Source organism: Amycolatopsis australiensis (assembly GCF_900119165.1).
GTDB lineage: Bacteria > Actinomycetota > Actinomycetes > Mycobacteriales > Pseudonocardiaceae > Amycolatopsis > Amycolatopsis australiensis.
On record NZ_FPJG01000006.1, the window covers coordinates 4,195,442 to 4,209,242 of the forward strand.

13 protein-coding genes are annotated in these 13,801 nt (G+C 73.6%); 3 read left to right on the forward strand and 10 right to left on the reverse strand.

The features are described from left to right. The first annotated feature begins 27 nt into the window (after positions 1–27). On the forward strand, positions 28–705 hold the full coding sequence (locus BT341_RS20960) for a GNAT family N-acetyltransferase (RefSeq protein WP_072477905.1): 678 nt from the start codon (positions 28–30) through the stop codon (positions 703–705). Here BT341_RS20960 and BT341_RS20965 read toward each other — a convergent pair. Next, on the reverse strand, positions 702–1,118 hold the full coding sequence (locus BT341_RS20965; protein WP_072477906.1) for a DUF2269 family protein: 417 nt from the start codon (positions 1,116–1,118) through the stop codon (positions 702–704). The two genes, BT341_RS20960 and BT341_RS20965, sit on opposite strands and share 4 nt — an antisense overlap. A 125-nt stretch (positions 1,119–1,243) precedes the next feature. On the opposite strand from BT341_RS20965, the gene BT341_RS20970 reads away from it, so the two are divergent. Beyond that, positions 1,244–1,606 carry a hypothetical protein gene (locus tag BT341_RS20970; RefSeq protein ID WP_072477907.1) on the forward strand — a complete coding sequence of 121 codons (363 nt, stop codon included), beginning with the start codon at positions 1,244–1,246 and terminating at the stop codon, positions 1,604–1,606. A 531-nt stretch (positions 1,607–2,137) separates the two neighbouring features. Here BT341_RS20970 and BT341_RS20975 read toward each other — a convergent pair. The 6 genes from BT341_RS20975 to BT341_RS21000 all read right to left on the reverse strand — a co-directional run bounded on the left by BT341_RS20975 (position 2,138) and on the right by BT341_RS21000 (position 10,206). Further along, complete coding sequence (locus BT341_RS20975) at positions 2,138–3,568, reverse strand: APC family permease (protein ID WP_072477908.1); 1,431 nt, start codon at positions 3,566–3,568, stop codon at positions 2,138–2,140. A 93-nt stretch (positions 3,569–3,661) separates the two neighbouring features. Beyond that, positions 3,662–4,939 (reverse strand): sensor histidine kinase, encoded by a 1,278-nt coding sequence (locus BT341_RS20980; protein ID WP_072477909.1) that lies wholly within the window; start codon positions 4,937–4,939, stop codon positions 3,662–3,664. Between the two features lie 104 nt (positions 4,940–5,043). After that, positions 5,044–6,474 (reverse strand): carboxylesterase/lipase family protein, encoded by a 1,431-nt coding sequence (locus BT341_RS20985; protein WP_072477910.1) that lies wholly within the window; start codon positions 6,472–6,474, stop codon positions 5,044–5,046. 159 nt (positions 6,475–6,633) lie between these two features. After that, positions 6,634–8,808 carry a xanthine dehydrogenase family protein molybdopterin-binding subunit gene (locus BT341_RS20990; RefSeq protein WP_072477911.1) on the reverse strand — a complete coding sequence of 725 codons (2,175 nt, stop codon included), beginning with the start codon at positions 8,806–8,808 and terminating at the stop codon, positions 6,634–6,636. Continuing rightward, complete coding sequence (locus BT341_RS20995; protein ID WP_072477912.1) at positions 8,805–9,767, reverse strand: FAD binding domain-containing protein; 963 nt, start codon at positions 9,765–9,767, stop codon at positions 8,805–8,807. The genes BT341_RS20990 and BT341_RS20995 overlap by 4 nt, the downstream gene beginning before the upstream one ends. Further along, positions 9,754–10,206: a (2Fe-2S)-binding protein gene (locus BT341_RS21000; protein ID WP_072477913.1), complete on the reverse strand. Its 453-nt coding sequence runs from the start codon at positions 10,204–10,206 to the stop codon at positions 9,754–9,756. The genes BT341_RS20995 and BT341_RS21000 overlap by 14 nt, the downstream gene beginning before the upstream one ends. A gap of 189 nt (positions 10,207–10,395) precedes the next feature. On the opposite strand from BT341_RS21000, the gene BT341_RS21005 reads away from it, so the two are divergent. Further along, positions 10,396–10,962 carry a TetR/AcrR family transcriptional regulator gene (locus BT341_RS21005; protein ID WP_072477914.1) on the forward strand — a complete coding sequence of 189 codons (567 nt, stop codon included), beginning with the start codon at positions 10,396–10,398 and terminating at the stop codon, positions 10,960–10,962. On the opposite strand, the gene BT341_RS21010 is transcribed toward BT341_RS21005, so the two are convergent. The 3 genes from BT341_RS21010 to BT341_RS21020 all read right to left on the reverse strand — a co-directional run bounded on the left by BT341_RS21010 (position 10,959) and on the right by BT341_RS21020 (position 13,773). Beyond that, positions 10,959–11,309 (reverse strand): hypothetical protein, encoded by a 351-nt coding sequence (locus tag BT341_RS21010; RefSeq protein ID WP_072477915.1) that lies wholly within the window; start codon positions 11,307–11,309, stop codon positions 10,959–10,961. The genes BT341_RS21005 and BT341_RS21010 overlap by 4 nt on opposite strands. A 77-nt stretch (positions 11,310–11,386) precedes the next feature. Next, positions 11,387–12,880 carry a CoA-acylating methylmalonate-semialdehyde dehydrogenase gene (locus BT341_RS21015; protein WP_072477916.1) on the reverse strand — a complete coding sequence of 498 codons (1,494 nt, stop codon included), beginning with the start codon at positions 12,878–12,880 and terminating at the stop codon, positions 11,387–11,389. A 32-nt stretch (positions 12,881–12,912) separates the two neighbouring features. Beyond that, positions 12,913–13,773: a Cgl0159 family (beta/alpha)8-fold protein gene (locus BT341_RS21020; RefSeq protein WP_072482091.1), complete on the reverse strand. Its 861-nt coding sequence runs from the start codon at positions 13,771–13,773 to the stop codon at positions 12,913–12,915. Positions 13,774–13,801: the final 28 nt, after the last annotated feature.

The following is a 13,801-nucleotide window of genomic DNA, read 5'->3' on the forward strand; positions in this document are numbered from 1 at the left end:
CCCGGCCGCACCCAGCATCCTGGCGGCATGGCATCTCCGCTCGACAACCCGGCTTGGGCGTCACTGGCCGGTCCGCACGCCCGCTTCGCGGAACGACGGGGGCGCGTGCTGCGCTACCCCGAGGACGTCGCGCCGTTCCTGGCCCTGCCGGACGACCCGGGCGAGCAGGACTGGCTCGACGTCGCCGGGCTCGCCGGGCCGGGGGCGACCGTCGTGCTCGCCGCCCCCACCGGGCGGCCGCCGTCCGGCTGGGACGTGCTCGACGAGATCCCGGGCGTCCAGCTCGTCGACGACGGGGTCGCGGCCGCGCCGGACACGGAAGCCGTGCGGCTGGGGCTCGCGGACGTGCCGGAGATGCTGGACCTCGTCGAGCGGACGAAGCCCGGGCCGTTCCGCAAGCGGACCGTCGAACTCGGGACGTACCTGGGGATCCGGCGTGAGGGCGCGCTGGTCGCGATGGCCGGGGAGCGCCTGCACCCGCCCGGCCACACGGAGATCAGCGCCGTCTGCACGGACCCGGCCTTCCGCGGGCAGGGCCTCGCGACGCGGCTGGTGCTCGCCGTCGCGGCGGGCATCCGCGAGCGCGGCGAGACGCCGATGTTGCACGCCGCGGCGAGCAACACCTCCGCGATCCGGCTCTACCTGTCACTCGGGTTCGCGCTGCGCCACCGGCCGGACTTCGTCGCGGTGCGGGTGCCGGGCTAGGCGCCGGTCGAGGAGCCGGGCCGGACGATCATCAGCACCGTCACCGCCGCCCACAGCAGGTTGAACACCCCGGTCGTCATGGCCAGGCTGCCGGGAGCGCCTTCGCCGGTCAGGACGCGTTTCTGCCGCGGCAGCACCAGCAGCGCGAGCACCGCGGCCGCGACGGCGGTCAGCCCGATCGACGTCAGCAGCCACGGGTCGCCCATGACGTGCATCGTGCCCGCGACGCCGAAGCCGAACACGGGCACCGCGATGGCGGCGTAGGCGTAGACGCGGCAGATCCGGTGCAGCGCGGTCGCGACCTTGACGTCCCCTTTCCGGATGGCGGCGGGGAACATGCTGGCCGCGACGGCGACCGGGCCGACGGCGAGGACCGCCGCCAGGACGTGGATCGAGAGCAGGATTTTCGACACGCGCCGAACCTACTGGGCCGGGCCCGGACCGGGGAGTGGCGGAAATGCCACGAACCACCGGGTTCCCGCCAGCCGTCGAATCCGCCGGTTCCCTTTCGACGTACCAGTAGCGAAAGGGGACCACGATGACCGCCACGACCTGCTCCGCCGGCCCGGCCCGCGTCCGCAGCCTGCCGGTGCTGCTCGCCACCGAGGACGACGCCGAGGACATGGGCCTGCTGGCGCCCGACGACCGCCTGACCTGTCACGTCCACGGCCGGTGGATCCACCAGTGCGTCGCCTCACCGGCCCACGTCAGCCCGGTCACCCGGCACCGCTGGTGCCGCGGCTGCCGCACCGAGCTGGCCGTCGCGGTCGACGAGCTGACCCTGCGCGTGACGATGACTTGCCCCCGCTGCGGGCACGGCAGCAGCCCGGCCACCACGCGGCTGACGGCGGCCTGCCGGGCGAGCCTCGCCGCCGAGCGCGCGGCCCGTCGCGCGGCTTAGGGGTCGCGGGTCCGGCGTGCGGCTGCGGTGGTCGGGCCGGTGCAGGCGCCCGGTTGCCGTGCGAGTCTCGTTGCCGAGGGCGGGCTTAGGGGACCGCGGGTCCGGCGGGCGGCTGCGGTGGTCGGGCCGGTGCAGGCGCCCGGTTGCCGCGCGAGTCTCGTTGCCGAGGGCGGGCTTAGGGGTCGCGGGTCCGGCGGGCGGCTGCGGTGGTCGGGCCGGTGCAGGCGCCCGGTTGCCGCGCGAGTCTCGTTGCCGAGGGCGGGCTTAGGGGATCGCGGGTCCGGCGGGCGGCTGCGGTGGTCGGGCCGGTGCAGGCGCCCGGTTGCCGCGCGAGTCTCGTTGCCGAGGGCGGGCTTAGGGGTCGCGGGTCCGGCGGGCGGCTGCGGTGGTCGGGCCGGTGCAGGCGCCCGGTTGCCGTGCGAGTCTCGTTGCCGAGGGCGGGCTTAGGGGTCGCGGGTCCGGCGTGCGGCTGCGGTGGTCGGGCCGGTGCAGGCGCCCGGTTGCCGCGCGAGTCCCGCTGCCGATCGCGGCTCAGGGGACAGCGGGTTCGGCGTCGAGGCCGAGTTCGTCCAGGCCCGCGTAGACCTCCGGCCGGCGAGCCCGCAGCCACGCGGCCAGCCCCAGGCCACCCGCCACCGCCACGGCCAGCAGCCAGGGGAGCAGCGCGATGGCCGGGGCGTCCGACCCCGCCAGCGTCGGGAAGTTGAAGACGGCCAGCGCCGTCACCGTGATCAGGCCCAGCCCGCCGAGGCCGGGAGCCACCGCGGTGCGCCAGAGCCTCGGGTCGCGCCGGCGGCGGAAGAACGCCACGACCGCGATTCCGGCCAGGGCCTGCAGGCTGATCACGCCGAGCGTTCCGATGCCGGTCATGCTGGCCGTGAGGTCGGCGAGCGGGTCCAGCCCCGCCAGCGCGTAGACCGCCGCGACGAGGGTGGCGAACCCGATCTGCGTCCCGCTGGCGACGTACGGCGCCCCGTTCGCCGCGTTCGTCCGGCCGAGGACCGCGGGCAGCACCCGGGACCGGCCGAGCGCGAACAGGTACCGCGTCGCCGAGTTGTGCAGCGCCAGCAGGGCCGCGAACAGGCTGACGACCAGCAGCAGCATCATCACGTCGGTGAGGAACGAGCCCAGGTGGGCCCGGCTGATCGAGAAGACGAGATCGCCGGCGGCGAGATGGTCCCGGGCGCTCGCGCCGGCCGCGTCGACGCTCGTCGCGCTGACGATCGCCCACGTCGTGAAGGCCGCGAAGACGCCGATGAGCACGATCGCCGTGTACGTCGCGCGGGAGATCGTCCGGTGCGGGTCGCGGGCCTCTTCGCTGAACAGCCCCGTGGCTTCGAAGCCGACGAAGGCGTTGAAGGCGAACAGGAACGCGATGCCGACCGAGCCCGAGAAGACCACGCCGGGCGCGAACGCGTGCACGTCGAGGCCGGTCCGGAGCGCGACCGCGACGTCGAGGACGAGCAGGATCGACACCTCCAGGACCAGCGAGACCCCGAGCACCTTCGCGCTGACGTCGACCCCGCGCCGGCCGAGCGCGAACACCGCCACGGCGGACAGCAGGCTCCACAGCGGCCACGGCGTGTGCCACCCGAAGACCTGCTCGACGACGTTCGCCGTGAAGAACCCGCTCGTCCCCACCGCCCCGGCGACGAAGCAGTTGTAGCCCAGCAGCGCGATCAGCGCCGCGACCAGGCCGAGCGGCCGCCCGAGACCTTTCGTGACGTAGACGTAGAACCCGCCCGCGCCGGTGACGACCTTGCTCATCTGCGCGTACCCGACGCCGAAGAGCACGAGGATCACCGCCGAGAGCAGGAACGCGCCGGGCATACCGCCGCCGTTGCCGAGCGCGATGCCCAGCGCGGCGATGACGACGATGCCGGTCAGCGGCGCGACGGCGGCCAAGACGAGGAAGACGACACCCGGCGTGCCCAGTGCGTCGCGGCGCAGCGCGTCGGCCATGGGTTCTCCTCCCGCGGTGGCTGGTCCGGGGATGGTGCGCCCCGCGGGCGGCCGCGGTCTTGTGCCGCAGCGCAGGACTGTTGACGGACGGCGCTAGCTCGGCACCCACATCGTCACGCGGGTGCCGCGGCCCGGCTGCGAGTCGACCGTGCCGTGCCCGCCGACCTCGGCCAGGCGCGCCACGATCGACTGGCTGATGCCGAAGCCCGGCGGCCGCTCGCGGACGTCGAAGCCCTGTCCCTGGTCGCGGGCGACGACCGCGATCCCGCCGTCGCGTTCCTCCACGCGCAGCACGACCTGGTTCGTGCCCGAGTGCTTCACCGTGTTGCGCAATGCCTCGCGCACCGCGTCACACATCGCGGTACGCCGGTCCTGGGACAGCTTGTGGTCGTCGGCGAAGTCGGCGGCGACGAGCTGGGTGCGCAGGCCGTCGCGGGCCATTTCGGTCGCGACGCCGGCGAGGTCGACGGCGAACCCGCGCGTGGACCCGGTCGGCACCGGCTCGGTGATCCGGCGGCGCAGCTCCGCCGCCTCGGCCTTGGCGACCGAACGCACCTCCGCCAGGCGGGTGACGGCGTCGGCGTCGTCCCCCGGTGCCGAGATGGCCAGCGCTTCCAGGGTCTGCAGCACGTTGTCGTGCATGATGCGCCGCGTCCGGCGGCGCTCGGCCTCGCGGCCGCGGCGGATCCCGATGTCGACGGCGAACCGCGTGCCCGCCCCGAGCAGGATGAGGATGCCCGCGGCCAGCACGATCGCCACCGCCAGCGCGACCATGCAGCCGATCGAGCGCGTCACGGCCAGCTGGTCGGTCAGCGGCAGCCCGCCGGCCAGGGTGAGCGCCGCGCGGAGCGGGACGGCTCCGGCCAGCAGCCACAGCGCCGAGGGCAGCCCGGACGTGCCCGCCCACATGGCGACCGCGCCCACCAGCCAGGTCCACGACACGTCGACGGCGAACGGCTGCACCGCCGCGGGAGCCGTCGCCGCGACGGCGAAGTTGAGCGCCACCCCGACGGCCAGGTCGAGGGCGAGCGCGCGGCCGGTGACACGGGCGCGGAGCCCGCCGGACCGCAGCACCCAGGCCACCGCGGCGGTGTTGGCGGCGACGGCGAACACGGTGGCCGCGAGCACCGGCCCGAGCCCGAGCCCGCCGTTCGCCGCGGTGAACCCGATGAAGACCTTGACGAACGCCGCGATCCGGTAGGCCAGCGGCACGACGACCCAGTAGCGCGCGGCGCGGGCGAGCGTCGCGTCCCCGACGGCGGTGAGATCGCCGTCGCCGGACGGCGGCTCGGCGGGTTCCGCGGGTGTGCCGCTGCGCAACAGCGTGCGAACGAGCGCGCGCGGCGGTGCGGCAGAGCCCGCCTCGGGCATCGGTGGTCCCCAATCATCCGGCCGTCCGGGCTGCCTGAGCCTGGCAGCGCGGCGGGGCCGCAGTCAACCGCCCGCGCCCGGGTCCAGCCCGGTGGAGCAGTGGATCAGTACGCGTGGAACAGCGTGTCCTCGCCGGTGTACTCCGCCCAGCCGGGCGAACCGGTGGCGGCGAAGCGGTACCAGGCGCTGTTCAGGTCGCGGGCCAGCTCTCGCGGCGCGTGGTCGCCGACCAGGCCCCGCGGTCCGGACAGCGGGCCGAGGGCGTCGAACACGAAGGGCAGTTCGAGCCCGTGGCACGCCCCCAGGCTGCCTTCGAGCAGCGGCGAGCCCCATTCGAACTCGTACCGGAAGGTCCGGCCGGTGTGGTGCTCGGCCAGGTCCCGCACGCCGTCGCGGAAGACCAGGTCGGTCAGGGCGGCCACGAGGACCTCGCCCGCCGGGCGGTCCGAGCCGAGGCCGTACCGGTGCAGGACGCCGGCCGGGTCGGGATGGGAGACCGCCAGCGACGCCACGGCCTGGTCGTCGGTGACGGCCTCCAGCGCTCCGGTGGGCACCAGGTACAGCCGCATCTCCTCGCTGCAGCTGCCGGCGAGCAGGTCGACGTCGCGGCCCGCGCCGGCGCGGATCGCCTTGGCCGGGTGCTGCGGCAGGACGTCGTCGCCGACCACCGGCAGGAACGGGCTGAGCCCGTAGCCGCGGTCGTAGCCCAGCGCGTCCCGCAGGTCGGGCGCGCCACCCGGCCGCAAGACGGCGTCCTGCGCGTCGAGCAGCTGCTCGGTCGACACCTTGCGGAACGCCTCGGCGGTCGGTTCGGCCTTCAGCTCGTCGGCGATCACCCGGGCCAGCCGGCGGGCCTGCACGCCGTCGCGCACCATCTCCGGATGTCCACTCTGGACGATCGCCCGGTGGAAGAGGCCTTGCGAGAGCGGGGAAGCGAGGAGGCAGGCGACACTGACGGCGCCGGACGCGTGGCCGGCGAACGTGACGTTCGCCGGGTCGCCGCCGAACCCGGCGATGTTCTCCCGGACCCACCGCAGGGCCGCGAGCAGGTCGCGCAGGCCGAGGTTGGTCGCGCCGCCGTCGAGGGGGAGGAAGCCGTCGGCGCCGAGCCGGTACTGCACGGTCACCAGCACCGCGCCGGCGTGGTTGAACGCCGTGCCGTCGTGGACCGGCGCCGATCCCGTGCCGCCGAGGAACGCGCCGCCGTGGGCGAACACCAGCACCGGCAGCCCGGCCGGGCCGAGCCGCGGGGTCCAGACGTCGGCGGTGAGGTACTCCGGGCCCGGCCGCCACCCGGTGCCGGTGATCGGCGACAGGTCGAGCCCGGGCACGTCGTGGCGGCGTTGCGGCGCGGTCGGCCCGGGTCTTCTCGTGTCGCGGACCCCTTCCCACGGCTGCGCCGGGACGGGTTCGGCGAACCGCAGGTCGCCCTCCGGCGCGGCGGCGTAGGGGATGCCGCGGAACAGCGCGAAGCCGGCGGCGGTGACCTGGCCGCGGACCGCGCCGGACGTGGTGGGGACGACGGGGTCGGTCATGCCGGGAGGTCCCTTCGTGGAAGAGCGGGGGAGCGCCCGTCAGCCTAGGACCGGGGACCGGCCGCCGTCATGGCCGAACCGTCGCGGGAGTTGTCGCGGATGGATAACGGCGTGGGCGGAGCACGCTCGCACGCCCCGCCCACGCCGTTCGGTCTTCATTCAGTCTTCGAGGAGGTCCTCGATGGTGATCGGGATGTGCCGGACCCGGATGCCGGTGGCATTGTGCACGGCGTTGGCGACCGCGGCCGCCATGCCGACCGCGCCGATCTCGCCGACGCCGCGCGCGCCGACCGCGTTGTGCAGCGTGTCCGGGTACTCGACCAGCTGGACGTCGACCTCCGGGATGTCCGCGTTCACCGGCAGCAGGTAGCTCGCGAAGTCGCCGTTGGCGAGCCGGCCGCCGGCCTCGATCTCCAGGCCCTCGTGCAACGCGGCCGACACGCCCCAGATCATGCCGCCCATGAGCTGGCTGCGGGCCGCCTTGTCGTTGATGATCCGGCCCGCGTCGAACACGCCGAGCATCCGCGACACCCGGGCCTCGCGCGTCCACTTGTGCACCCGCACCTCGCAGAACTGGGCGCCCCACGAGCTGAACGAGTGCTTGGTGACCTCCTCGCCGGGTGCCGACGAGCCGGTCACCTCGAGCGACTCGCGGCCCACGGCGCGCAGCAGCTCGCCGAAGGTCATGGTCCGGCCGTGGGCGAAGACGCGGCCGTCGGCGTAGGTGACTTCGTGGCCTTCGAACGGTGCGCCGGGATCGGCCGCGAGCGCGACCAGCTCGTCGATCGCCTTGGTCGCGGCGATCATGATGGCCGTACCCGCGCTCGCCGTCGCCGTCGAGCCGCCGGAGAGGCCGCCCGGCGGGAGGAGCGAGTCGCCGAGGCGCGGCGTGATCCGCTCGGCCGGGATGTCCAGCGACTCCGCGCCCACCAAGGAAAGCACGGTCAGCAGGCCGGTGCCCGGGTCCGCGCCGCTCGTCGCGACGACGGCGGTGTCGTCCGCCTTGAGCGTGATGCCGACCGTCGCCGGGAACCGCAGCGCGGGGAACATCGCGGTCGCGGCGCCCATGCCGACGAGCCAGTCGCCGTCGGTGTGCCCGCCCGGCCGCCGGTGCTGCCAGCCGAAGCGGGCCGCGCCGACGCGGAAGCACTCGTCGAGGTGCTTGCTCGACCACTGCAGGTCCTTGCCGGGCGGGGCGGTCGAGTTGTTGCGGATGCGCAGCTCGATCGGGTCCATGCCGAGCGCCTCGGCGAGCTCGTCGATCGCGCTTTCCAGGGCGAACGAGCCGGGTGCCTCGCCGGGCGCGCGCATGAACGTCGTCGGCGGGACGTTCAGCGGCACGATCTTCTGGCTGATGGCCAGGTTCCGCGTCGCGTACCACTCGCGCGAGGTGCCGTGCGAGGTCGGTTCGACGAACGACCGCGCGGTGTCGGTGCTGCACCACGAGTCGTGGCTGACGGCGACGAGTGTGCCGTCGCGTTCCGCGCCGAGCTTGATGGTCTGGACCGTCGCGGCCCGGCCGGCGGTCGCGGTGAAGACCTGCTCGCGGGTGAGGGCGGCCTTCACCGGGCGCCCGAGGTCGCGGGCCGCGGCCGCGGCGAGGAACGCCGGCGCCGACGTCCGTCCCTTGCCGCCGAACGCGCCGCCGACGAACGGGTTCACGCAGTGCACGGCCTCCAGCGGCACGTCGAGCGCGCTGGCGAGCTCCATCGCCTGCAGGTTCGACGCCTGGTTCCCGCTGTAGACGGTCACCTCGCCGCCGTCCCACACGGCCACCGCGGAATGCGGCTCCATCGCGGCGTGGTTCTGCGTCGCGGTCGTGTAGGTGGCCTCGACGACGACCGGGCTGGCCGCGAACGCGTCCTCGATGGACTCGATCCCGTCTTCGAGGACTTCGAGGGTCGGCGGCGCGCCGTCGCGGGCCGGCGGCGCGTCCTCGGCGTCGGCGAGGCCTTCGGCCAGCGACGTCCTGGCCGGCAGCTCGCGGTAGCCGACCTCGACGAGCGCCGCCGCGTCCCGCGCCTGCTCGAACGTCTCCGCGACGACGAAGCCGATCGGCTGGCCGTAGTAGGTGACTTCCTTGCTCTGCAAGGGAACCGCTGTCTCGCCGAACAGTGGCGAGGTCGCGGTGCGCAGCTTCAGCGGGTCGAACGGCGAGTACACGCCGACCACGCCGGGGGCGCTCCGGGCGGCGGAGAAGTCGACGGCCTCGAGTTCGCCGTGGGCGATCGTGCTGAGCACGACGTAGCCGTAGACCATGCCGGGGAAGGTGTGGTCGGCGCCGTACTTGGCTCCGCCGGTGACCTTCAGCGGCGCGTCGAGCCGGGTGATCATCGGGGGCTCCCCTCGGTCAGTTCGAGCAGCGCGCGGACGATGGTCCGCTTCAGCAGCGGCACCTTGAAAGCGTTGCCCGCCAGCGGCCGGGCCCCTTCGGCGGCCACGGCCGCGGCGGCTTCGAACGAAGCCTGCGTCGCCGCGGCGCCGCGCAACGCGTCCTCGACGGCGGGCAGGTGCCAGGGCACGGTCCCGACGCCGCCGGCCGCGACCCGCGCGTCGGCGATGACGCCGTCCCGGACGTCGAGCGCCACGGCGGCCGAGCACAGCGCGAACTCGTAGGACTGCCGGTCGCGCACCTTGACGTAGGTGGAGTTCGCCGCCCAGTCCAGCCGCGGGACGACCACCTCGGTGATCAGCTCGCCGGGGCGCAGGTCGTTCTCGAGCGCGGGCGTGTCGCGGGGCAGCTGGTAGAAGTCGCGCAGGGCGACCTCGCGGGTGCCGGCGGCGTCCGCGAGCCGCAGCCGGGCGTCGAGCGCGACCAGGGCGACGGCGAGGTCGCTGGCGTGCGTCGCCACGCACGCGTCGCTGGTGCCGAGGATCGCGTGCATCCGGTTGGCGCCTTCGATCGCGGAGCACCCGCTGCCGGGCTCGCGCTTGTTGCACGGCGTCGCGACGTCACGGAAGTACGAGCAGCGCGTGCGCTGCAGCAGGTTCCCGCCGATGCTGGCCATGTTCCTCAGCTGCTGGGACGCGCTGAGCAGCAGGGCACGCGAGATCGCCGGGTAGACGTCCGGGTGCGCGGCGACGGCGCTCATCCGCTCCAGGGCGCCGATCCGCAGGCCGTCGGCGGTGTCGATGCCGCGCAGCGGGACGGCGTTGATGTCCAGGACGTGCTGCGGCGTCAGGACGTCGAGTTTCATGAGGTCGACCAGGGTCGTCCCGCCGGCGAGGAACGTGCCGGGTGTCGCGAGGGCCGCTTCGACGGTGGCGGGTGCGGTCAGCTCAAACGGACGCATCGGCCCGCCTCGCCTGCTCGACCGCCTTGACGATGTTCGGGTAGGCCGCGCACCGGCAGAGGTTGCCGGACATGAACTCCCGCACGTCTTCGACGTCCTGCTCGACGGCGGCGACCGCCGACATGATCTGCCCGGCGGTGCAGAACCCGCACTGCAGGGCGTCCTGGTCGACGAACGCCTGCTGCACGGGGTGCAGGCTGTCCTCAGTGGACAGTCCTTCGACGGTGGTCACCGGCTCCCGCACGGTGGCGGCGAGGGTGAGGCACGAGAGCACGGGCCGGCCGCCGACGTGCACGGTGCACGCGCCGCACTGGCCGCGGTCGCAGCCCTTCTTCGGCCCGGTGATCGCGAGGCGCTCCCGCAGCGCGTCCAGGAGCGTGACGCCGGGATCGACGTCCAGGTGTTCGGTACTGCCGTTGACTTCGAGTGAGATGTCCACTGGTCTCTTTTCGCAGCTCGTCGGGGTCCGACGGTGGTGGTGGCGGCGAACGAGGGAGCGGATAGTCATCCGCTTCACCCGGTGGCGAGGCTAGCGGATTACAATCCGCTTCGCAATGAAGTGGTGACGCTGGAGTTGCTCCAGGTCTGGGTTAGATTCGGCGGGACGGCACGAGCGGCGGGAGAGGCGATGACGACGGGATCGGTCAGTCCCCGGCGCGCGGACACCCGCCGCAACCACGAGCGCATCCTCGCCGCGGCCGCGGAGTCGCTGGCCAAGGCGGGCGAGGTCTCGTTCAATGCGATCGCGAAGCAGGCCGAGGTCGGTGTCGGCACGGTGTACCGGCACTTCCCGACCCCGGAGGCGCTGATCCTGGCGGTCTACCAGCGCGAGGTCCGGCATCTCGTGGACGTCGTGCCGGTGCTGCTGGACAAGCACGCGCCGGACGCGGCGTTCCGGGCGTGGGTGACCGACCACCTGGCCCACTACATGATGACGAAGAAGGGGCTGGCCGACGCCTTGCGCCGCGCGACGGCGTCCCGCGGCGAGCTGCCGGCCAACGCCTACGAGGCGATGGTCGGCGCGATGGCGCGGCTGCTCGAAGCCAACGCCGAGGCCGGAACGGTGCGGCCGGACCTGGACCCGGTGGTGGTGCTGCGCGGGCTCGCCGGGCTGCTGATGCTCGACCCGAACGGCGAGTGGCGCGCCGACGCGGCCGCGCTCGCCGCCCTGCTCTGGCACGGGATGGCCCGTTAGCCGGCTTCGCCGAGCCGGACGGTGACCGTGACCCGGCCCCGGGCGTCGCGGCGGGCCACCGCGTGGCCGGTGCGCTCGACGTCGTCGAGTTCGAGGGTCAGCGGGCCGCCGTCGCCGGTGAAGTTGCGCCACCACGACTTCGCACCGGGCAGGCGCACGCCGATGGTGACGACGTCGCCCGCCCGCCGGTAGCCGACGGGAATGCTGAACGTGCGCCCCGACCGGCGACCGGTGTAGGTGACCTGGGTCAGGTGACGGCGGACGAGCCCGCCCCAGCGCGGCGACGTCCGGAGTGAGCCGACGCAGCTGTTGAAGCGGTTCACGGCGTTCTTCGGGAGTGGCCCCACGGCAGCCTCCTTCACGGGTGCTGCCGTTCACCGTACCGGAAACCGGAGACGAGCGTTCCGGTTATCCGGTGCGTTGCTCAGCCGGAAGTCGGAAAGGTGAACGCCGCGGCCGACGCGCGGGTGTGCGGCCATCGCGTCGTGACGACCTTCGCGCGGGTGTAGAAGCGGACACCCGCCGGGCCGTGGATGGGGCTGTCGCCGATGAGGGAGTCCTTCCAGCCGCCGAAGGAGTAGTACGACATCGGCACGGGGATCGGCACGTTGACGCCGATCATGCCGACCTTGACTTCGCGCTGGAACTTGCGGGCCGCTTCGCCGCTGCCGGTGAAGATCGCGGTGCCGTTGCCGTACGGGTTGGCGTTGATGATCGCGATCGCCTCGTCGACGGTCTCCGCGCGCACGACCGCGAGCACCGGCCCGAAGATCTCGTCCCGGTAGGCGTCCATTTCGGTCGTGACGTGGTCCAGCAGGGACGGCCCCACGAAGAAGCCGCCGTCGTGGCCTTCGACCTTCAGGTCACGGCCGTCGACGACCACCGACGCGCCTTGCTCGGCGCCCCGCGCGACGGCGTCCACGATGCGCCGGCGGGCGGCTTCGGTGACGACCGGGCCCATGTCGCTGGCCGGGTCGGTGCCCGGGCCGACCCGCACCGCGCGGGCCTTGCGCTCGAGGATCTCGACGAGCCGGTCGCCGGCCGGCCCGACGGCGACCGCGACCGAGACCGCCATGCAGCGCTGCCCGGCCGAGCCGAAGGCCGCCGCGGTCAGGTGGTCGGCGGCGTACTCCAGGTCGGCGTCCGGCAGGACCACCGCGTGGTTCTTCGCCCCGCCGAGGGCCTGGACGCGCTTGCCGGCCGCGGTCGCGCGCTCGTGCACGTACTTGGCGACCGGCGTCGAGCCGACGAACGACACCGCCGCGATGTCCGGGTGGTCCAGGATCGCGTCGACCGCGGCTTTGTCGCCGTGCACGACGTTGAACACGCCATCGGGCAGCCCGGCTTCGGCGTACAGCTCGGCGACCAGGTTGGCCGCCGACGGGTCGCGCTCGCTCGGCTTGAGGACGAAGGTGTTGCCGGTGGCGATCGCGATCGGGTGCATCCACAGCGGCACCATGACCGGGAAGTTGAACGGGGTGATCCCGGCGACCACGCCGAGCGGCTGCCGGAAGTCGTGCACGTCGACGTCCCGGGAGACCTGGTCGGAGAAGCTGCCCTTGAGCGCGTCGGCGATGCCGCAGGCGTACTCGACGACCTCGCGGCCGCGCACGATCTCGCCGCGGGCGTCCTCGACGACCTTGCCGTGCTCGCTCGAGATGACCCGGGCCAGCTCGTCCTCGTGACGTACCAGCAGCTCGCGGAAGGCGAACAGCACCTTGGTCCGCTGGGACAGCGAAGAGTCGCCCCACGCCGCGAAGGCCTTGCTCGCGGCTGCAACTGCGCTGTCCACATCGGACGGTTCGGCGAGCAGCACCGAAGCCTGCTGCCGTCCCGTTGCCGGGTCGTGGACCGGCGCCGTGCGAGTCGACGCCGCGGCGGTGGTGGTGCCGCCGATCCGGTGTTCGATCGTCTTCACGGGTGCTTCCTCCGGGTTGTGCGGCGCGGGGTTCACAGCAGTCCCACCGCGGTGTCGACGGCCTTGGCGACGTCCCCGTCGCGCGGGTACAGCAGGGATCGGCCGACCACCAGGCCCTGCACGGTCGGCTGGGCCAGCGCCTGCTGCCAGGCGGCGAAGGCCGCGTCGGGGTCGGTGACCTCACCACCGAGCAGGACCACCGGCAGGGTCGAGGACGCGAGCACGCGTTCCATGTCGGCCACCACGGGCAGCTTGAGCCACGTGTAGGCCGACGTGCGGCCGAGCCCGGCGGCGATCGTGATCGACTTGATCACGGCGTCGGGGGAGAGGTTGTTCTTGACCCGGCCGTCCGACCGGACCGACAGGAACGGCTCGACGAGGGCGATCAGCTTGCGGTCGGCCAGCTCGTTCACCGCCCGCGCGGTGTTTTCCAGGACGCTCGGCGTGGCCGGGTCGTCGAGGCAGATCCGGGTGAGGGTCTTGCCGCCGTCGAACCGCATCCGGGCGAGGGTTTCCGCGTCGTAGCAGGCGAACCGGTCGTCGATTTCGAAACTGGACCCGGCGAGGCCGGTCCGGTTCATCGAGCCGAGCACCGTCTTGCCGTCGAGCACGCCGAGCAGCAGCAGGTCGTCGAGGACGTCCGCGGTGGCCAGCACGCCGGTGACGCCCGGGCGTTCCAGTGCCAGGCACAGCCGTTCGAGCAGTTCGCCGCGATCGGCCATCGCCATGGGGTCACCGCCCGCCGCGAGGGCGCCGCGGGCGGGGTGGTCCGCGGCGATGACCATCACCCGGCCCTGGTCGTTGAACGGCGACTCGGGCCGCACCCGGCCGGCGGCCGCCTCGGCGATCGCTTCCGGGGCGCGCACCCGCCTGGCGACGAGGTGTCGCAGCATGTCGGTCACGGTCTTCCTCCCGGAGAGC